The organism is Sediminibacterium sp. GW821-FHT12F12 (genome assembly GCF_058806635.1).
This window is the reverse complement of sequence record NZ_JBXAPW010000010.1, coordinates 1-21,635: the sequence shown is the minus strand read 5'-3', so window position 1 is coordinate 21,635 and position 21,635 is coordinate 1. Positions and strand designations below refer to the sequence as shown.

The following is a 21,635-nucleotide window of genomic DNA, read 5'->3' as shown; positions in this document are numbered from 1 at the left end:
TTATAAGCCGGTAATTAATTCCAGTTCGATCGCTGACTGGTTGTATTGATTCAATAATTCGATGTATTGGCGGCGGACACTGTTTGCATTGTTCAGTGATTGAGATAACTGGTAGTAATCCATTTCTCCGGCTTCAAATGCGCGCTGCGAGGTACGTATGAGCAGCTGTGCCTGGGGAAGTGCCGTTTTGCGGTAATAATTCAGCTGAATTGTAATTCGCCTTAGGTCGGAAAGGAGTAATGACCCTCTTTGTGAAAGGCTGAAATAAAACGCCTGGACTTCAGCTTCCCTTCGCTGCCGGTTGATCTCGGCCGCACGTATCCGCGCTTTCTGGGGGCGGGCAAAAATCGGTATGCTGATTCCTGCTTCAATGCCCTGGAAACGTTTACCTGCACCATAATATTTAGGAGATCCGTTTACATCGTAAGTGCCTACCAGTGACTGATTAAAATAGCCCACGTTAAAATCAGGCAGGAGTTTACTCTTTTCCACGCTGATTTCCTTTTCCGCAACGGCGATTTGTGACCGGAGAGTCTGCAACTCGGGGTTATTGCTGAGCATGCCTGAATCCAGATTCATTACTAGGTGTTTTTCTACCAGTAGTGTATCTGCTATCCCGCTGAGGCTTGAGTCGAAAGTAAAACTGGCCAATTGTCCGAGATCAGTCCTGATCTGTTCACTAAGTTGATTGCTCTGCGCGATGGCTTCCTGGAGTTGGGTATTGGCGTTGTATTTCTCCAGGATATTGGTTTCACCAGCCGTAAAACGGGTGTCAGCTGCTTTGAGTACCCGCTCATATAAGCTAACCAGTGTATCGTTAAGCCTGCGCTGTTCCTGCCGGTAAATCAACCGATAGTATAGGCTTTTGACCTGGTAGGTTACCTGATTTTTATAGATGCCCACCTGTAAGCGACTGGCATCGATCGATGCATCGCTGAGGTCCGAAAGTCGTTTTAAGTACACAGGGTTGGGGATGTTCTGCGTAATGGTGATATTGTTGTCGTACACGATCGGACTGTTATACTGGCCCAGCGTTAAGGTGATATTTGTTTTTCCGATATCTTTTGCCGCCCCTTTGAGTGCCTGCTGGTAATCGATGTTAAGGTTGCCCGCCCTGATGTTAGGGTTGGCATCCAGCGAACGGCTTATGGCCGACTGAAGGTTGATCCTTGTATTGGTGGCAGTAGCCGGCACCTGTGCATTCACTGTAGCTGAACCGCCCAAGAACAATAACAACATGGTCACTACCGCCGTCACTTTTTTGGGCTCTTTACCTTTGCCGAACCTTTCAAAGAAAGTGTAAAGCACAGGCAGTACAATGAGTGTGAGCAGGGTTGCAGATAGCAGCCCACCAATCACAACTGTCGCAAGCGGCTTTTGTACCTCGCCACCGGCACCGGATGAAAGTGCCATAGGCAGGAAACCAAGTGAAGCCACTGCTGCAGTCATGAGTACCGGACGCAATCGGATAGCGGTTCCCTTCATTATGATATCATTTAAATTGGTTAGTCCAGTTTTTTTAAGCCGGTTGAATTCCGAGATAAGAACGATCCCGTTCAGTACGGCTACGCCAAAGAGGGCGATAAAACCTACACCGGCTGAAATACTGAAAGGCATGCCGCGGATCAGCAGTGCGAACACTCCGCCGATGGCTGACATCGGGATCGCAGTGAATATGAGTAAAGAATATTTAAAGGAGCCAAATGCGAAATACAGTAACAGAAGGATAAGCCCCAATGCTACCGGTACTGCTATGGACAGCCTTTTTTTAGCTTCTTCCAGGTTCTTAAACTGACCACCGTAAGTAATGTAATAACCCACAGGCATTTTGATCTTCTGGTCAATTTTCAGCTGCATTTCTTCTACTACTGAAGCGATGTCTCTTCCACGAACGTTAAAACCAACAATGATCCTGCGTTGCGCCTGTTCGCGCTGCACCTGGTTGGGTCCTAATACAAGGTTGATATCTGCCACCTGTTCGAGCGGAACCTGCGTTCCGTCAGCAGCCATTACAAAGAGTCTGCGTACATCTTCGATGCCTTGGCGTTCGGCCTGTTGTAAGCGGATAACAAGATCAAACCGCTTCTCTCCTTCAAATACGGTACCGGCCTTGCCACCGGCAAAGGCTGTATTAATTACCTGGTTGATATCGGATACGTTAAGACCAAACTGTGCGATCTTGTCACGGTCTAGCTTAACTGAGATCTGTGGCAGACCACCCACCTGTTCTACGTACAGGTCCTCTGCACCTTTGACTGTGGGAACGATACTACCGATCTTTTTAGCCAGTTCGGCAAGCACCTGCATGTCTTCCCCGAATATTTTAATGCCCACGTCCTGGCGCACTCCCGAGATAAGCTCATTAAAACGAAGTTGTATGGGCTGTGAGAAACCAAAACTTACACCGGGGATTCTTTCCAGCGCTTTTTTCATTTTCTCAGCCAACTCTTCGCGTGTACTTGCGCTCACCCATTCTTTTTTGGGTTTAAGAATAATAGTGATGTCTCCAGCTTCGATAGGCATGGGATCAGTAGGTATTTCAGATGCACCGAGTTTACCAATTACTTCTTTCACTTCCGGAAATTCTTTGGTGAGTATATTGGAAGCCTGGGTTATTTTTTCAACAGTCTGGCTTAGGGAACTTCCCGTCAACAACCTTGTTTCAACCGCCAGGTCGCCTTCTTCCAATTGCGGGAGAAATTCTCCACCCAATTTAGAGAACACGAAAAAAGCAATAACCATCAGAGAAACTGCGATCAGTACCACTATTTTTTTCATGCGCAAAGCGCCTCTGAGCACAGGTGTATAAATACGATGGAGGAAATCCATCATCTTATCTGAGAGATTTCGTTTATGTTTTATGTTTTTGCTGAGAAATAACGCACTCATCATGGGAACATAAGTCAGTGACAGCAGGAAGGCGCCAAGGATAGCAAAAGAAACGGTCTGCGCCATTGGCCGGAACATTTTACCTTCTATGCCTACCAGTGCCAGGATAGGCATGTAAACTATAAATATTATGATCTGCCCGAATGCTGCCGAGTTCATCATTTTTTTTGCCGACGAGCCCACCTCGCGATCCATCTCCGCCTGGTCAATTCTGCCCTCTTTACGGCTGGCAAGGTGATGCATGGTCGCTTCCACGATAATGACCGCTCCATCTACGATCAACCCGAAATCAATGGCGCCAAGGCTCATGAGGTTTCCCGATACGCCAAAGAGATTCATCAGCGAAATGGCAAAGAGCATGGCCAGTGGAATCACGGAGGCAACGATCAAGCCTGAGCGGATATTACCCAGGAAAACCACGAGTACAAATATGACGATCAGCGCTCCTTCAATGAGATTTTTCTTAACCGTGTCGATCGCCCTGCCTACAAATTCACTGCGGTCAAGGAAGGCTTCGAGTACCACGCCTTCAGGAAGGGTTTTCTGTATCTGTAAGACTTTTTCTTTGACTCTTTTTACCACTTCGCTGGAATTACTGCCTTTTAGCATCATAACAATTCCTCCAACAGCTTCACGATCGTTTCGCGTTAATGCCCCATAACGATTGGCTGCCCCAAAACCGACGGTTGCAATGTCGCGAATGGTAACCGGGAAACCGGTTTGGGTTTTTTTCACCACGATGCGTTCAATATCACCGAGGTTGGTAATGAGACCCTCACTCCGAATAAAATAAGCATTTGGTTTTTTATCAATGTAAGAACCACCGGTATTCTGGTTGTTTTTTTCTAGCGCGGTAAATATGTCCCCTATGGAAATATTGTAACTGCGTGTCTGGTTTATGTTCAGGGCGATCTCGTATTGTTTTAAGAAACCACCGAAACTATTGACCTCAGCGATGCCGGGTGTACCGAGCAGTTGCCTTCTTACATACCAATCCTGCAAAGTGCGCAGATCGGTGGCATTATATTTATTTTCAAAGCCCTTCTTGGGATGGATTACATATTGGTATATTTCGCCAAGTCCGGTAGAGATGGGTGACATTTCAGGTTCACCTGTACCTTCCGGTATTTTACTCCGGGCTTCCGGCAGTCTTTCTGCTACCTGCTGGCGAGCCCAGTAAATATTTGCGTCATCATGAAAGATGACCGTAACTACTGAAAGCCCAAAGCGGGAGATAGAGCGAACCTCCTGTATTTCCGGAATCAGGGACATGGTTTGTTCCACCGGGTAAGAAATGAGCTGCTCTACTTCCTGGGCGGCCAGTGACGGACTAACTGTGATGATCTGTACCTGGTTATTGGTGATGTCAGGAACCGCATCGATCGGAAGTTTGTTTAGAGACATTACGCCCCATATAATGAGCGCAAAGGTGAAAATGCCGACGACTAATTTATTCTTGACAGAAAAATCTATGATCTTATTTAACATGACCTATAAATGATTTGAAATCAGATGAAAGTATTTCAACAACATACCCGCCATAGCTAGCAGCAGAACAATTGACAGCACAACAATCGTAATGGATCTGGTAATTCGAATCCATTTCTGTTTAACCGGGGCCTTTATTTTGCTATAAACAATTTTCTGCTTGCGGCGTAGCGGCTTTGACTGAGCCATAACCACATTGGTTGGATACTGATAAAAGATAATATACCGTCCATTAGGAACGGTAGAATTCCGCGCGGTTCACCGCACAGCAATTAGAAATAATTAAGCTAGTAACTGTGGAGGCTGCCAGATGGGCAGGGAAATACCGGTGATAGCGCCAGGTAAATAAGAAGGTATTTTGTTAATGTAAATCTGCGGTGGCATTTCCAAAGAGAGTAAACTGGTTTTGATGAATACATTGGCGCAGCAACCGCAATGGCAAAACGGTGGGCAAAGATCATTATCGCCTTGGTTTTCTTGGTGGTTGGTTTGGGTAGCGAGTTCTGTTTTTGCCTTTCCACTTCTCATAGCATTTCCCCTGTCTGCGCACGGGAGAAGGCTCAGTCCCAAGACAATAAAGGCTAATATGAAAACGGTAATACGCATCAGGTGCAAAAGTAGGTGTTTATCGGCAAAACAATTTAATAGATAGGGTAAAAATTCACAATATGGTTGCAATTTCATTATATCGAATCCTCAGGCTCTGTTTCTAATAGGAGTTTTTCCAACCTGTCCTGTATATCAGTAGGGAGGTCCGAATCGAGCTCCAGGTAAAAAGTATGCTTGGTTTCGTCAGTTTGCAAAGTAAAGGTCTCTTCAAAGCTCTTAGGCAGTAAAAGTGATTCATAATTGGCCTTTAGTCCTGATACCCCTTTTTCAAAAGAAGTCCGCCATTTTTCCATTTTAATCCCATCCATACATTTGGTATACAGAACAGAAGAAAAAAGCATGCCTGCACTTAAAATCTATACCTGGGTGCAAAATCCGATTTCGTTCACCCCCTCGTACCAGAATTGATTGTAAAGCTATTTTAGGACAAGACATACAACCGAAAAAGATTATTTAATATTTGTCATCATCCAGACGGCATTAAGGGCCAACTAGGCGGTTAACAACAATTATATCCCACTTGCATTGGCGGACATTTCATTGTTCCATAGCTGCAAAAAACACAACAGTCCCCTTGTCGTGGTTTTAATCGTCTTTTACAGTTTTCGCATTCGTAAAAAAAAGTACATGCATTCGTTGGCATTATTTCTTCTTTAGAATGCCCGCATTTCGGACAGGTAATGGTGGACCGCAATACAATTTCAATTGCTTTTTGAAGCCTATTCCTTTGAAAATTCCAGATGGTTGCAGCCAACATCCCAAACATTCCGGCGTAGAGAAAATATATCCAATTGTCGTTATCATTAAAATGATATGTATAAAAAATGAGAAGCCCACTGGGAACGGCCACGAATAATGGATACAAACATCCATGTTTTCGGTAAGAAATATAAAGCCCAAGTATTGATACCAATACCATAGCCTGAAAAATCCACATCGTCCAGCCACCAAAAAGTTCCGCACTACCCAATCCAAGGGCAGATGCTGCAAATGCAAAAAGCGGGAAACAACAGGGTGAAAATATTGCTGTTAGAAATAATCCTGTAGTACCAAATTTGTCAACATTTTTTAAATTTTTAAATATCATCGTTATTAGGTATTTTTTCGTTGAATTGCTAATGCTATGTATATTGTAAACTTTTATCGATTCCTTAATGTTTAGGACTGTAAGTTGGGTGATGTTTATTTTATTCACTCTGATTTTATATTTGTTTAAGCACATGTTAGCGGAAAATATAGCTAAAAGACTTTGTAATCTGCAAAAATCAAAATTTTAATTTCATTTCCCTGCTACTAAAACATATTCTCGCTTCAGTTGAAATCTTGCATTTTGAAAATCTTTGTTCTTCAGAGTTAAAATTAATTACTTCGTTGATTATGTTTTGTACTGTCATTTTAATGAATGATGCTGGAGATGAAACCGACAGGCAGCCATTTAAAACGGGGCTACCTGTTAAAATTCCGAATACTATACCTGAATCAGATTTTTCTTTTGCCTTTACTGCAAACGCAGTTGCAACCTTTAAAAGTAGGAAATAAATTTTCTTTATCAGCATACTATTTATTTATGTTTAAATTTTTTCGGCAATAATAATTTGAACTTCACCAAACATAGTTTTGAAACGTTTTTTAATAGTTACATTTTCAAACCCTGAATCTGCGATTAATTTGGGCAGTAACCCTTTTGCATTTGCATCTGTTGATTTAAAACCATCCAATCCACGAATGATGTTGAATTGTAAACGTTGCACCCATGACCTTGAACGTCCAAAGTCAGCAATGGTTAATTTTCCTCCTTGTTTTAATACATGAAAACACTCACCTAATATTTGGCGTTTCTTATCTGTATCTAAATGGTGAAAAACAAGGCAGGATACAATATTGTCAAACCTGTTGTGCGGAAATGGGAAATTGGAGCCATCATAATCAATCAGAAAAATATCTAGCCCCTCTTGTTCAGCTTTAGCAATTGCTTTATTCAATATTTGTATATCAACATCTATACCACTAACATTTGCTTCGGGCAGAAATTCTTTTATCATTATAGTTAAGGTGCCAGTTCCGCAACCAAAATCTAATATTTTTGCCTCCATGTTGATTGATGCGAATTCAATCAGGCACTTTTTAATTTTTGCCTCCGGCATGGTAATTCCCAGAAAATAATCATACAATGGAGTTAACCATTTGAAGCGAAGTGCCGATATGTATTTTGTTCTACTCATTACAGGAACTCATTTGTAAAATTAAATAAGGCATAACCCTTGCTTAAACTAAATTTTTAATTGGTGGGTACGGAAACCCTGCTCCAAAAACGTTTCATTATAAATAAGGAAACTAAAAGCAGGGCTCCGACCCATGTGGTTTTTCTTTGTTTTTAACTTTACCAATATGTTTATTCAAATTCTTTCTTCCCTTGCTCTTCCAAATATTTTTTTATTGCCTTTTCTCCAAACATTTTAAATACAACAGGCGTAACAATCATATCCAATAAGGTAGAACTGATTAACCCACCTAAGATAACTGTAGCAACAGGATATAGTATTTCTTTGCCGGGGGCAGTTGCATCCAGGGTTAATGGTATTAAAGCCAAAGCTGCAACCAATGCAGTCATCAGCACAGGCACTAATCTTTCCAAAGAACCACGGATAATCATTTTGTCCCCAAAAGCTTCCCCCTCGTGCTGTACCAAATGGATATAATGCGAAATCATCATAATTCCGTTTCTTGAAGCTATACCTGTGAGCGTGATAAAACCAACAAGCGTTGCAATAGAAAACACCCCGCCAGTCAGCATTACTGCAATTACACTTCCTATTAAAGCCAATGGAATATTCAGCATTATCTGCAGCACAATTCTTGATGATTTAAAATGACTGAATAATACCAGAAAAATTCCCAGGAAAGAAAATATGCTTAAGATGCCTATCAGTTTTGATGCTGATTGCTGGCTTTCAAACTGGCCACCCCATTGTAAAAAATATCCTTGCGGCAGTTTCAATTGCGCATTTACTTTTTGCTGCATTTCTTTTACTGTAGTTCCTAAATCCCTGCCCTGTACATTGGCACTTACCACTATTCTCCGCAAGGTATTTTCATGATAGACGGAATTAACACCGTTTTCAATTTCTATTTTTGCAATTTGCTGCAAGGGTATCAATGAGCCGTTAGGCAAGGATATTTGTGTATTCTTTATTTCATCTAAATTTTTTCGGGTACTATCTGTAGTACGCAGTACAATGTCAAAGCTTTTAATACCATCCAGTATCTGGCTGCTTATTTTACCATTATAGAATATTTCAATATCCTCTGCTACTTTGCCTGCCTGTAATCCGTAGCGCTGTACCGCCTGCCGGTCAATCTTAACGATAAGCTGAGGTACCAATACTTGCTTTTCCACCTGTAAGTCTACTACGCCCGGCACTGTGCTTACAATCTCTTTCAATTGTGCCGCATTACTTCTTAAATCTGCAAGGTCATTACCAAATATTTTGATAGCTACCTGTGCCCTGACACCTGAAAGCAAGTGGTCTAACCGGTGTGAAATGGGCTGACCAATATTTACTGTTACGCCCTGAAGAACTGAAAGTCTTTTTCGAATTTCAGCTAATATTATATCTCTTCTTTTAACATCTGCCGGTTTTATGGCAACCTCAATTTCTGAATTGCTTGGGGGCTCAGCATGTTCATCTAATTCAGCACGTCCGGTACGTCGTGCGGTTAGCAAAACTCCATTTACTTTTAATATCTCCTGTTCAGCTATACTGCCAACTTTATTGGCTTCAGTAAGTGAAGTACTGGCAGGTAATGAAAGGTTGATGGTAAAACTTCCTTCATTAAACGGTGGCAAAAACTCAGTACCAAAAAAAGGTACAATGGCTATGGCAGAGACTATTAAAGCAATAGCAATACCAATAACTATTTTAGGATGTTTTAATCCCCTTTTTAATAGTTTAATATCCTGTCGCTTTAAAAATTTTACAAACGAGCTATCATCATGTGATGAAGCAAGCATGGCAGCCTCTGTATCACTGGCAGGAGTATGGTCTAAAATCTGGTGCTCCGTATATTCTTTTTTCTTTTTCCAGAAAGCAAGATTAACGTGCTGCAAATATTTCTTTTTGCCCAACAAATAACTGCACAAAGCCGGAGTTACTGTTAATGAAACTGCGAGGGATGCGACAATTGATGTGATATAGGCAATGCCAAGGGGCGCAAATATTTTACCTTCAATACCCTGCATATAAAACAGCGGCAGAAACACGAGCACTACAATGATGGTCGCATACACAATAGAGTTTCTTACTTCGCTGCTGGCTTCATAAATCACTTTTGACAAAGGTCTTGGTTCGGGAAGTGCCCAATTTTCTTTTAATCGTCGGAAAACATTTTCTACATCCACAATCGCATCATCCACCAGCTCACCAATAGCAATAGCTAATCCACCCAACGTTAAAGTGTTGATGGAAATACCAAACATTTTAAAAATAATTGCCGTAATAATTAACGACAAAGGAATGGCCGTAAGAGTAATAATAGTGGTCCGGAAATTCATTAAAAACAAAAAAAGAATAATAACCACAAGGATAAAACCATCCCTCAATGCTTCTTCCACATTGCTAAGGGAGTTTTCTATAAAATGTTTTTGCTGAAACACATCAGTATTAATTTTTACGTCTTTGGGTATTGATTTTTTTATATCATCTAACGCTTTGATAATTTCCGCTGTTAAAGTAACTGTATTGGCACCTGGCTGCTTTTCAATACTAAGGATTACTGCCGGCTTACCATTCAACGAACCATCTCCTCTTTTAATAGGACCTCCAAATTTTAATTCAGCAACCTGCTTTAATAAAACAGGAGCATTGTCTTTATTACTGATTACCGTGCTGGCTAGATCTTCTAAAGAATTTGCCCTGGCAATATTTCTCACCAGCACCTCACTTCCTTTATTGTCATCGACAAACCCTCCGGTTGAGTTAAGATTGGTTGCCTGCAAAGCGTTGTCAATTTCATTGATAGAAACATTGTATTGGCGCATTTTTTCAGGAGATATCAATACCTGGTACTGCATTCTTTCACCACCAATTGGTATTACCTGGCTTACCCCCTTAATACTCATCAACCTTCTTCTAATGGTAAAATCACTCAATGTCCTGATATCAGCAGGCGATGTGGAATCACCTGTAACGGCCACCATCATAAACTGCCCCATCACAGAGCTAATGGGCCCCATTACCGGAACAATTTTATTGGGTAATTGAACTGTTTGCAATTTTTCGGCAGTTAACTGGCGGGCACGGTACACATCTGTACTCCAGTCAAATTCAACAAACACAAGCCCCAGCCCCGGACTGGCAACAGAACGTACTACTTCTACACCGGGAGCGCCATTTAAAGAAGTTTCAACCGGCAGTGTTACCTGTGCTTCGATTTCTTCAGGTGCCATACCATTGGCTTCTAAAAATATGGTTACCCTGGGCCGGTTTAAATCGGGCAATACATCTACCGGCAAATTGATAAGTGTAATTACCCCGTACACCATCAACAGCGCTGCAGAGGCAACTACAAACAAACGGTTACGTAATGAAAATTGAATTATTTTATTAAGCATAGTTTAATTATTTATCCTGTTATTTTTTCTGAACCGATTTAATTTTTTCCAGCCGATCCGTTGTACTTATTTTAGTAAGTGATTGTTATTACTTTATTCTATTTTCTTTTTTTAGAAGGAGGTTTTACCGGGTAATCTTCTAAAAGTGTATGTACCGCCGGATGCAGTTCATTTTGTAAAGTAGCAGGGTCATATAAGTCCGCTTCTACAGTGGCCGTATAAATAAATCTATTTTGTTTCCTGTCTATTACATTCAATGTTATACTGCCCCGGGTGTACTCCACTGTTTTGGTGGTATATCCGTAAGTATAATTATTGTAGTTATAATTCAATGGCCTGTTATAGTAATATGCCCTTGGGTTAACATTGTAATAAGGATTATGGGGTGAAATAGCCCGGTATTGGAAAGAATTATTATAGTTATAGGTTGGGACTGTTGAGCGAACCTGTTCAGTTTTGCTTTTTTTACTTTCCGTTACTTTTAGCTCAAATAATAAATCAGGATTGTCGTTATCAACTGTCATGCTTCTTGCTGCCAGTTCATGCGAAAAATAATTGATAGCATTATTAAAAATAATCTGATTGTGGTAAGGCGTATTGTCATTATCCTGGTGCGGAATCCAAGAGAATGTTTTATACTTAGCGAATTCAATACTTTTATCGTAGTCTGCATAAGTAAGATTATAAGCAGTACTGCACCCTGCTGCTGTAAATAACAGCAACATTAGTGGGATAATAATTTTCTGGTTCATAATATTTTCTTTAAGATGTTTACAAAATATTCTCGTTAATAAATTCTGTTTGTCAATTGCGATTATATTCGCTATTATAAGTGCCACAAGCTATTTAAACGGTTTATTCTTATTTTTTAGCCGTTTAATAAAAGGAGCGTTATTCAGGTATAGCAATAGAAAAAGTATTACTGTGCTGAACGTGCTGATAACGTACATACCAAAACCAGCGGCCACACCTACGGCTGCGGTAGCCCATAGTGTTGCAGCGGTTGTAAGCCCGGTTATCAATCCATTTCCAGCATCCCGGAAAATAATACCAGCGCCTAAAAAGCCTATTCCGGTTACAATATTTGAAACGATTCTTGTATGGTCGGATAAGTTGGGTACATGTGCATTGATAATGGTAAACATGGCTGCGCCCAAAGAAACAGCGGCGTATGTTCTGATGCCTGCTGCCCTCCCATGTATTTCCCGTTCATACCCGATGATTCCGCCCAGTACGGTGGCAATCAGCAAACGGGGCAGTAAAGTAAGTTCAGTGCTTATGTCCATGATAAATTAGTTTCAAACTGTATTAAATTCTCCTTTTGCTGTGTTTATAGTTTTGTTTTTATACTGAGTGCATTTTAATTGGAGTCGCCGGCTTCATGCCTTCGTTCCGCATATACACATAAAAATAAAATCCCGACAATGCAATAAATAAATTCCAAAAACTATGTGGTTGAAAATAGCTGTCAGGATTGCACAGAATCCTGTATTTGTCTAACTCAAACCAAACAAGGGCAACAACAATGCAAACCATACTTAAAAGCAGGTAGTTCACATTATTTTTTTTTGGTTTAGCAAATGCTGTTGCTGCTGAAAATGAAAAAAATATTAAAATGTTTATAAAAATTACAATATGCTCCTTACCCTTTGGTGTATAAAAGGAGAGTAAAATTGCTATGATGATATAAATTGAATGAAATACAATTGTTAACGCTTTATTTGAAATGCGTAACTGCCTGCCGTTGCTGATAAGCGACCGCCGCCAGGAAAAAAACATTGCCGGAAAAAGCGAAAAAAAATATACGGCTGAGTAGTCAAGTTTAAGGGCAGGTTTTATCAACGAAGCATGATAAAAGGAACTGGCACAAAAAACATACAGAAGGACAAATCCAAAAAACACTTCCGGTACAAAGGATGTTTTATTAAAACTGTAATTGCGGTTGTTCTTCTTTTCCAGCCATGTTTTTTTAAAAATAATTATTGCTGCCATTAAATAAAATATGCTGCTGAATGTATTAACAGGTTGCCTTACTGGTTTGTCCAATTGCAGCCTTTCGCAAAATGTTCCTATAATATCATTGCTTCCATGAAAATCTTTCCACATACCCTCCAATGATGGATTATGGTTAAGCCACCAGATTGCAAAAACAAAAACTATGGCCACAACTTCCAACAGAATAACAGTTCCATACCCGTAAAAAATAACAGGGCAAAGAATTTGTTTCTTCCTGAGCAGATATGTTTGTAACCCTTTAAACATGCTTACTGGTTCTTATAAATTGATTTTTATTTGTACTGCGTTAATAGAATAAATTATCTTTTTACTTTCAACATGCTTGCGTTAATAGCTACAACAACAGTGCTCACCGTCATTAAGGCCGCACCTGCTGCCGGGCTTAATAAAATACCCTGACTATATAAAACCCCTGCTGCCAAAGGCAATGCAATTACATTATACCCCGTTGCCCAAATTAAATTCTGTATCATTTTCCGGTAAGTGGCTTTGCCAAATAAAATGAGGTTCACTACATCTTTAGGGTTACTGTTTACCAAAACTATTCCCGCTGTTTCAGCAGCAATATCGCTGCCGCTGCCAACAGCAATCCCTACATCTGCTATTGCCAAAGCCGGTGCATCGTTTACTCCATCACCTGTCATGGCAACAAACTCTCCTTTGCTTTGCAGTTCTTTTATCTTCTCTAATTTTTGATGGGGTAACACTTCTGCAATAAAACCATCCATGCCTAACCGCTCACTTACTCCTTTTGCAACAACTGCATTATCACCAGTGAGCAGGGTGGTCTTGATTTTATTTTGACGCAATGTTTTTATAGCATCAAAAGATTCGGGGCGGATCTCATCAGCAAGTGCAATTGAACCTGCTATATCCTCATCGACTAATACAAATACCAGTGTTTCCTCTGCTTTTACTGTATCATCTTTTGTAAGAAATGTAAATTTTTCTTTTAAATAGCCGGGGCTCACTACCATTACATCTTTACTGTCAATGATTCCGGTAATTCCTTTTCCGGTAATGGCTTCAAAGCCTTTTACTTCCGGTAAGGTCATGTTTAATTCTTTTGCCTTAGCAGTTATACCCGTTGCAATGGGATGCTCTGAGTTTTGTTCCAGCGCAGCAGCATATTGCAGTACCTGTTCCTTTGTGTAGGTTACACTGTGCGTTACATATCTTATTACCTGAAACTTACCCACCGTCAGTGTTCCTGTTTTATCAAATACAATCGTGGTTATTTTTCTTGCATTTTCAAAGGCTGTCCGGTTCTTAATCAGCAATCCGCTTTTTGCAGCAAGTGCAGTTGATTTGGCAACTACTAACGGTACAGCAAGGCCCAAAGCGTGGGGGCAGCAGATAACTATTACCGTAACCATCCGCTCCATAGCAAATGCCAGAGACTGTCCTGTTAAGTACCAATATAAAAAGGTTGATATACCTGCCACAATCGCAATAACAGTTAACCATTTTGCTGCTTTATCTGCCAGTAGTTGTGTATTTGATTTGGAGTTCTGTGCATCCTGTACCAGTTTTATTACCTGCGATAAATAAGAGTCCTTTGCACCATGCGACACAATGACTTTAATGGCTCCATTTCCGTTGATAGAACCCGCAATTACTTTCTCTCCTTTTATTCTTTGCACCGGTTTACTTTCACCAGTAAGCATACTTTCATTCAGGTATGTTTCACCATCATCAATTATTCCATCGGCTGCAACTTTTTCTCCGGGTTTTATTAAAATTAAATCGCCTTCTTTCAGGGTGTCAGTTTTTACATCAATCGTCATAAGCCCATTTACTTTGTGGGCCTCTGAAGGCATTAGCTGTACCAGTAATTCCAATTCTCTTGAAGCTCCTGCTACTGATTTCATTTCTATCCAATGACCCAGGAGCATGATGAGTATCAGTGTTGCCAGTTCCCAAAAGAAATCCATACCCTGCAAGCCAAACACAATGGCTACGCTATAGGCATAAGCAACTGTTATGGCAAAACCAATCAGAAACATCATGCCGGGATTCTTTGCTTTGGCTTCATCTACCAATCCTTTTAAAAACGGCCACCCGCCATAAAAGAAAACAAAAGAGGATAATACCAGCAATACATATTTTGAACCCGGGAAACTAATATGAATATTCAGCCAATGCTGTATCATTTCTGATAGCAGCATGATAGGAATAGTTAGCACCAAAACGGTATAAAATCTTTTGCGAAAATCTGCAATCATACCACTGTGCTTATTATGTTTTCCAGGAACATTATCAGCACCTGCAGTTACAACCGGCTCTAATGTCATACCACATAACGGACATTTACCCGGCGTATCCCTCAGAATGTGTGGGTGCATGGGACAGGTATATTTTTGAAAATCCTGCGGGCCTTTATTTGAATCGGCTTTTACCGCTTCGTTATGATGATGACCTTCATGACCAACCGGCTGCTTATTATCAATAAATTGATTACCTGAGGCCGCTAAACCCGTTTGAGTTTTTACAGGAACCAGGTTCATTCCACACTTGGGACAATTGCCCGGCTTATCCTGAATTATTTCCGGATGCATTGGACAGGTGTACATTGTACCTGTCTCACTGGTGTTGCTATGATGTTGATGTTCCATATTTAATAAATTGCGTTTTTTAATACTTACGGCAGTTCTGATTTTGATCCTCTTTACTATTCCGTTTCTATTTTTCCATCTCTTTTAGTTTGGCCTTCATAAAATCAATTTCCTTTTGCTGTGATGAAATAATATCATCGGCAAGTTTCCTTATTTCGGGGTCGTTAATTTTTGCACCATTCACCATTAACAAAGCCGCAGCATGGTGTGGTATCATTGATTTTAAAAATTGCCTGTCAGATACTGCCGTTTGCACCCTTATAAAAAAGAAGCAGGCTACAAGCACCACAGCGCTTATTGAAATAATAATCAGGTTTAGTTTTTTATTCATGTACATGCCACCCATAATTATCATTTCAATTATTATCATAGGAGCCGTCATAAGCGCTGCCATGTAAAATTGGTTAACATTGATAATAACATTGGCAAACTTATCAACCATTGATTACATCAATATAAACATGGCGATATAGGAGATAACTGTCATCCAGATTAATTTTGAATATTGAGATTTGTGTGCCATTGGCATGTTTTCCATTTTATGCATTTCCATATTATTATTTTTTAGGTGAAAAAATAGATTCTATTTTATTTCGGTTCAAATAATACAATCAATAATGCCATGTTAACCCTGCACCCCATTTATAATCACTGTCGTAATTGGTACTGACAGAAAAAGATTTTGCTACCATATACCGGAAGCCAACTGTATATTCTTTATCGGTATTTACCCTAAAGTCCATGAAAAAATTATTGCTCAGTGGTAAATCCCTTCTTTCTAATTGCAAACGCAATCTTCCTGTTTGGTCTATCCGCCATTCCGAACGAACCAACATAGGCAGCAAATAGTAAAAGCCTGCATCAAATACATGACGGTTGTCCTTGCTGTTTGGCTTATTATAAAGTGCTAATGTTTTATTATCTCTTGAATCGAATCCAACATAAAAGGCCAGGTATTGTTTTTTATCAATGTACCGGAGTAAATGTGTTTCTGTTTCATAATTACCTTTCCAGCTAACTCTTCCTTCAAATTCCAAAGCATTTTTATTGTTGGATATATTGCCCGATAACCATGCTCCCTGTGAGTGCACCGATAAATCGTACCAGGGATAAAGCGCATTGTCTTCTTTCTTTAATTTTTTGTAGCCGGTTTTTGCAAATTCGTTTTGCTCACTGCCTTCATAACTTACAATACGGGCCATACCACTCATCATGTGATATAAAATATGGCAATGAAAAAACCAGTCCTGCTGCTCGTTTGCTTCAAACTCGATGGTAACTGTTTCCATAGGTTTGATATCGAATGTATGTTTCATGGGTGAATACGCTCCCTGGGAATTAATAAAGCGGAAAAAGTGGCCGTGCAGGTGCATGGGATGCCGCATCATGGTATTGTTGGTTAAAATAAATCTTACCCTTTCACCCTTACGGATATGGATTTTATCGGCAACAGATAAAGTTTTAAAGTCGAAAGACCATACGTACCGCAGCATATTACCGGTTAGCGATAATTTAACTTCTCTTGGTTTTAAACTGGAATCTAAAGTTGTGGGGTGCAAAGCCCGGAGCATATTATAATTAAATTCACCTGGTGGCATCATGTCCATAGCCATTCCCTGCATTGCTCCCATGTTCATGCCATCCATATTGCCCGTATTCATATCCATTTTAGGGGCTGCTGTGTCGGATGGCATTTGCATTTTTTTCATATCTGTATTCTTCATGTCCATTCCCTGGTGCATATTCATGTCGCCCATGTTCATACCACTCATATTCATACTGCCCATTTCCCTCATCATTTTAAAATAATTGAGTTTAGGAATATCGGGTGCGTTTATTGCGGGACCATTACCAAAATAGGCAGATGAATAACCAGTTACATCCCAGGAAGTAGCCCTTAGTTCTGCTGCGCCATTTTCTGGAATAGTAACCAAAACATCATAGGTTTCTGCGATGGCAATCTCCAATTTAGTAACCGATATGGGTGTTACGTTTATTCCATCTGCAGCAATCAGCCGCATATAACTGTTGGCATATTGCACATTAAAATAAGTGGATGCTGAACCATTAATAATACGCAACCTTATCACTTCGCCGGGCTTTGCATCTTTCAACTCATTTGTTTCATGCCCGTTCAATAAAAATTTATTATAATAAACATCTGATACATCCATGGCAGGCATACGCTGCCATTCCTGTTTAAGTTTATCTTTAAAATAGCCTGCTGCAATGGCCTCACCATAACTTTGCAATGCGCCTTTTTTAATGGCATACCATTCGCCGCCACGTTTCAGGTAACGCAATACCTGGTGGGGATTTTCATCTGTCCAGTCCGACAGCAGCACTACATATTCTTTCAATTTTGGCTCCTCAATGGCAGGATGTATTACAATAGAACCATACAACCCACTTTGCTCCTGCAGCATGGTGTGAGAGTGATACCAGTAAGTGCCGCTTTGAATTAATGGGAAAGTAAATGTATAAGTTTCACCTGCTTTTACTGGTGATGTAGTTAAATAGGGAACACCATCTTCTTTATTGGGTAATAATATACCATGCCAGTGAATGGAGGTCTCCATTTTCATTTGATTGTGCACATGGATGATGGCAGTATCTCCCTCAGTAAATTCAAGAATAGGCGCCGGTATTTGTCCATTGATAGCAATGGCATGGCGGTGTTTACCGGTAAAGTTTACCATCGTGTCGGTTACATATAAATCATATTCCACTTTTTTCCCCGTGTAAGCAACTCCTGCTTTTACAGGTGAAGGGTGTAAAGGAAAATTGTAGGAAGCTGTTTTGGACGCCACCGCATTTTTACCCATATCCATTTGAATGGATGGATCGCTTTGCGCCATACTGCAAAAAGGAAGAAACAATAAAAAGGGAAATAGCTTTTTCATCTTGGTCTGATTTATTGTTTGGCCGGCTTCTTTGATTTTTTTTGTGCAGGGTTATTATCAGGAAAACGGATAGTATCCATTGAATTAGTTTTCATATTCATACCGGGCATATCCATTCCCTTCATGTTCTTCATCGTATCCATACCCGGCATATCCTTCATATCTTTCATGTTGTCCATTCCCTTCATATTTTTCATCGTATCCATACCTGGCATATTTTTCATGTCTTTCATATTGTCCATATCCTTCATCACATTCATTTTTTTCATGCTCTTCATGCCCTTCATGTCTTTCATATTTTTCATGTTGTTCATATCTTTCATCCCGTTCATGTTCTTCATGGTATCCATCATGCCCGGCATATTCTTAATCTCATTCATATTTTTCATACTATCCATGCCTTTCATATTTTGCATAGTATCCATTCCCGGCATTTTATCATTCATTTTCATGGTGCTGTCGCCAGTCATTTCCATATCTCCCCCGCCCATACCATGTTCTTTCATTAAATATTTTCCCATGGGGCCAACACCGGCAACATGTGTGAGCCTTGCCCCATGATGCCCTGCGATGGATAGAAAAACAGCAGCAATGATTGCGGCAATGAGTACGAGGATATCATACATCCGCCTGAATATTTTAAAAAAAATACCAATACTTTTAAGCAACAGCGTAATGCCCGACATCCACAGCGTGTATGCTGCATATTTTTCATGGGCCTCAAACATCTCCATAGCAGCGTTGGGTGCATCGGCAGAAGGCTCTGCATGTAGAATGGTACTGGCGGCCAGTGCCGAAATAAATGCGGCTGCCATAATGAAAAATGTAGCCCAGCGGATTTGTTTCCAGTCCTTTATTACCAGCACCGCCTGAAATGCAACAGCAAGCAGTATCAGCACTATTGGAAAGTGTACAGCCAGGGGATGCAGGGAAGAAAAATCTTTAAACATCTATATTTTATTTTCTTGATGAACTATGTGTAATCATAATTTTCCATTCACCTTTTATTTTCTTTAATACCGAAGTAGCTACTCCTTTTCTTTTTGCTTCTATATTATCTTTAGCGATTATTATTGTATAGTTATAGGTTTCTGTAGTAAAAGCATAATTGCCATCAACCATGACTTCCACTTTATAATTGTTGAAAGTAAAGGATTTGAATTCTTTCAATTCAGGGGCAAGATGATGTTCCAAATAGTGGGCATAGTTTCCTTCGCTGCCACCTGATTCATAAATCTTAGAATCAGCAGTAAATAGTTTTTCTGTTCCATTAACATCTAATTTTTCAACGGCGTTGTTGTATTGTTTTAACACCAACTTTACAGCCTCTTCGTCTTTGGCTTTTGGTGATACCGGTAAGTTATCATCTTTTGTAACGAATTGCTTTATTGCTTCTCTTTCTGTGCCTGCTTCTTTACTTTGTGCAAACGAAGAAAGCGCTATTAAACAAACCGCTAAAGCGCTTAATATATTTTTCATTTTATTCGTTTTGGTTAATGAGAACACAGGTAAGTAATAAGTAACCTGTGTTCTCATCAAATAATTAATGTTTGTGGTCATGACCGTCCGCAGGTTTTCCAGCTTTATTTTTAAACTTTGCCGACACTGATTTGCCGTTTACCTTAAATGTGGCAATAGCATTGGAAAATGTAGTTGCCTTGGCATCATCCGCCATAAAACCTTCCGTACCCATTGGCATCAAGGCTACGGTTTTAGAAGTGCCGTCTGCAAACTGCAGCAATACTGTACCGGTTATCCCTTTGTTGGCCAATGGCTTTGCATCACCATCCAGCACAAAGAATTGCAGCATACCATCCTTCAACAATATTTCTGCATGGTTTGGGTCAGCTTCCTGTACGGTGCCGCCATGTGGGCCTTTACCTGCAACACCTACATTATGTGGATTCTTTTGCGAAAAGGTTGAAGTAACGCCTAATAGCATCATTGCACATACTGCAACAATTGTTTTTAATTTTAATGCTTTCATTTTGTTTGTTTTTATGTTTAAAAATTAATGTTTCATTTCTTTCATATCCATACTATCATGCTTCATGCCTTTCATGTTAGCGGCTGTGCCCTCTGTTACATTGAAAACGAAATCGCTGGTATATACTTTCCCTTTTGATTGATATTGAATCCAGCCACGGTAAACACCCGGCTTATCAAAAGTGGTATGTAAATCAAACTTGCCACCTTCCACACTTGGGTGTACATGTAAATACTTTTTATCAGCAAGACTCACTACTACCATGTGTGCTTTTGCACCGAGGTAATCTTCCAGCGTATTTACATCTACTTCTTTACCATTCAGCATCATTACGCCATTAATGTGCATGGGCATATTGGTTAAAAACTTTCCACCTTCCGGAGAAAGTGAAACAGAAAATCCATCACCACCTGCACCTGTTAATTTATCTGCCCCATAAGTTTTTGCAGCAGGCACTGTACCCGCTACAGTTACATTCAAATTATCTACCGTATGATTTGCACCGCTTGGCTTATAATCTGCAAACAAAGTGTACTTGCCAGGGAAGGGAAACTTTTCCTTAACTGTATAAGATCCATCCGCATTTAGTTCAGGATGAATATGGTTGAACCAGCTTAAGTCTTCGCTTACTACAATCAAATGAATTTTTTTGGTATGCTCCACATCCAAAGGCACCTGTTCGGTTGGCTTATCTTTTAATTTGGGAGTCATTGATAAAGTAACTTCTTCATTTGCTTTTGGGGATGCTGGTGTAGCCGTAAACTGCATAGTTACATTGCTGGGGCCGCCTGCATTATCGTTGTGTTCCAGCTTCATGCCACATTTGGGGCATGTATCACCTTCTTTGCCCGTTACCTCTGGGTGCATTGGACAGGCATATATGTGGTCGCCACCTTCATGCGCCATTTCTGTTTTATTGGTATCCTTATCCGAAGTTTTTGCATCTCCGCTGGTGTTATTGCAAGCCGCAAAAAATGCAGAGGCACTAATAACTATTACTGCAAGTGAAATTTTAAATCTTTTTTTCATGTATCTGTTTTTTATCGTTTGAAAATTATTTATGGCTATGTCCTGTGTGGCCTGGTGCATCTTTTTTGGTTTCTACTTTTGCAAGGTTCATGTTACACTTAGGGCATTTGCCTGCCTTATCGTATGTTTTATCTCCCTCACATTTCATCGGGCATTGATAAACTGCGGCCACTGCCGGTTTTGCCACCGCCTTTAAATTCATTCCACACTTAGGACATTTGCCTGCCTTGTCGTAGGTTTTGCTTCCTTCGCATTTCATAGGACATTGGTAAACGACAGTATCTGCGGCCACACTGTCAGCTTTTGCTTTTGCGGATTGAGCATTTACAGCAGTAAAAGACAATACTGCGATTGCCATTGAAAGAACAATTTTAAAAGGTTTCATTGTTGTTTTATTTTTTTTGATTATTAAGAAGCTGTTTGAGTTAATTAATATTTTTTACCATTAGACACATCATCGCTAAAAAGATGTAACTGATAGCTGATTC

18 protein-coding genes are annotated in these 21,635 nt (G+C 40.1%); all 18 read right to left on the bottom strand.

The annotated features are described in order from the left end of the window. Entirely contained in the window at positions 1-4,377 is a 4,377-nt protein-coding gene (locus AC1RNB_RS13755) for a CusA/CzcA family heavy metal efflux RND transporter (protein ID WP_493083671.1), read from the bottom strand. A 282-nt stretch (positions 4,378-4,659) separates the two neighbouring features. Next, positions 4,660-4,983, bottom strand: coding sequence for a DUF6660 family protein (locus tag AC1RNB_RS13750; protein ID WP_493083867.1), 324 nt, complete (start codon positions 4,981-4,983; stop codon positions 4,660-4,662). Positions 4,984-5,060: 77 nt separating this feature from the next. Beyond that, on the bottom strand, positions 5,061-5,294 hold the full coding sequence (locus tag AC1RNB_RS13745; RefSeq protein WP_493083670.1) for a hypothetical protein: 234 nt from the start codon (positions 5,292-5,294) through the stop codon (positions 5,061-5,063). Positions 5,295-5,485: 191 nt separating this feature from the next. Beyond that, on the bottom strand, positions 5,486-6,073 hold the full coding sequence (locus AC1RNB_RS13740; protein ID WP_493083668.1) for a MerC domain-containing protein: 588 nt from the start codon (positions 6,071-6,073) through the stop codon (positions 5,486-5,488). Positions 6,074-6,251: 178 nt separating this feature from the next. Continuing rightward, a complete protein-coding gene (locus AC1RNB_RS13735; RefSeq protein WP_493083666.1) occupies positions 6,252-6,542 on the bottom strand; it encodes a hypothetical protein in 291 nt (96 codons plus the stop codon). A 15-nt stretch (positions 6,543-6,557) separates the two neighbouring features. Beyond that, positions 6,558-7,208, bottom strand: coding sequence for a class I SAM-dependent methyltransferase (locus AC1RNB_RS13730; RefSeq protein ID WP_493083664.1), 651 nt, complete (start codon positions 7,206-7,208; stop codon positions 6,558-6,560). A gap of 170 nt (positions 7,209-7,378) precedes the next feature. Further along, positions 7,379-10,597, bottom strand: coding sequence for an efflux RND transporter permease subunit (locus tag AC1RNB_RS13725; protein WP_493083662.1), 3,219 nt, complete (start codon positions 10,595-10,597; stop codon positions 7,379-7,381). Positions 10,598-10,695: 98 nt separating this feature from the next. Next, the gene (locus AC1RNB_RS13720) at positions 10,696-11,436 is read right to left on the bottom strand and encodes a DUF4136 domain-containing protein (protein ID WP_493083660.1); all 741 of its coding nucleotides are present in this window, start codon (positions 11,434-11,436) and stop codon (positions 10,696-10,698) included. Positions 11,437-11,439: 3 nt separating this feature from the next. Beyond that, positions 11,440-11,883 (bottom strand): MgtC/SapB family protein, encoded by a 444-nt coding sequence (locus AC1RNB_RS13715; RefSeq protein ID WP_305267457.1) that lies wholly within the window; start codon positions 11,881-11,883, stop codon positions 11,440-11,442. A 58-nt stretch (positions 11,884-11,941) separates the two neighbouring features. Beyond that, positions 11,942-12,859, bottom strand: coding sequence for a hypothetical protein (locus AC1RNB_RS13710; protein ID WP_305267455.1), 918 nt, complete (start codon positions 12,857-12,859; stop codon positions 11,942-11,944). A gap of 53 nt (positions 12,860-12,912) precedes the next feature. Further along, positions 12,913-15,228 carry a copper-translocating P-type ATPase gene (locus tag AC1RNB_RS13705; protein ID WP_305267454.1) on the bottom strand — a complete coding sequence of 772 codons (2,316 nt, stop codon included), beginning with the start codon at positions 15,226-15,228 and terminating at the stop codon, positions 12,913-12,915. A 67-nt stretch (positions 15,229-15,295) separates the two neighbouring features. After that, positions 15,296-15,622, bottom strand: a complete 327-nt coding sequence (locus tag AC1RNB_RS13700; RefSeq protein ID WP_305267453.1) for a DUF305 domain-containing protein — start codon at positions 15,620-15,622, stop codon at positions 15,296-15,298. 217 nt (positions 15,623-15,839) lie between these two features. Further along, positions 15,840-18,131 (bottom strand): multicopper oxidase domain-containing protein, encoded by a 2,292-nt coding sequence (locus AC1RNB_RS13695; protein ID WP_493083657.1) that lies wholly within the window; start codon positions 18,129-18,131, stop codon positions 15,840-15,842. An 11-nt stretch (positions 18,132-18,142) separates the two neighbouring features. After that, positions 18,143-19,081 (bottom strand): DUF2231 domain-containing protein, encoded by a 939-nt coding sequence (locus AC1RNB_RS13690; protein WP_305267451.1) that lies wholly within the window; start codon positions 19,079-19,081, stop codon positions 18,143-18,145. Positions 19,082-19,088: 7 nt separating this feature from the next. Next, on the bottom strand, positions 19,089-19,610 hold the full coding sequence (locus tag AC1RNB_RS13685; RefSeq protein ID WP_493083655.1) for a YybH family protein: 522 nt from the start codon (positions 19,608-19,610) through the stop codon (positions 19,089-19,091). 64 nt (positions 19,611-19,674) lie between these two features. Next, positions 19,675-20,118 carry a hypothetical protein gene (locus AC1RNB_RS13680; RefSeq protein ID WP_305267449.1) on the bottom strand — a complete coding sequence of 148 codons (444 nt, stop codon included), beginning with the start codon at positions 20,116-20,118 and terminating at the stop codon, positions 19,675-19,677. 24 nt (positions 20,119-20,142) lie between these two features. After that, positions 20,143-21,147 carry a DUF8832 domain-containing protein gene (locus AC1RNB_RS13675; RefSeq protein WP_305267448.1) on the bottom strand — a complete coding sequence of 335 codons (1,005 nt, stop codon included), beginning with the start codon at positions 21,145-21,147 and terminating at the stop codon, positions 20,143-20,145. 25 nt (positions 21,148-21,172) lie between these two features. Further along, positions 21,173-21,532 carry a heavy metal-binding domain-containing protein gene (locus AC1RNB_RS13670; protein WP_493083653.1) on the bottom strand — a complete coding sequence of 120 codons (360 nt, stop codon included), beginning with the start codon at positions 21,530-21,532 and terminating at the stop codon, positions 21,173-21,175. Positions 21,533-21,635 lie beyond the last annotated feature (103 nt).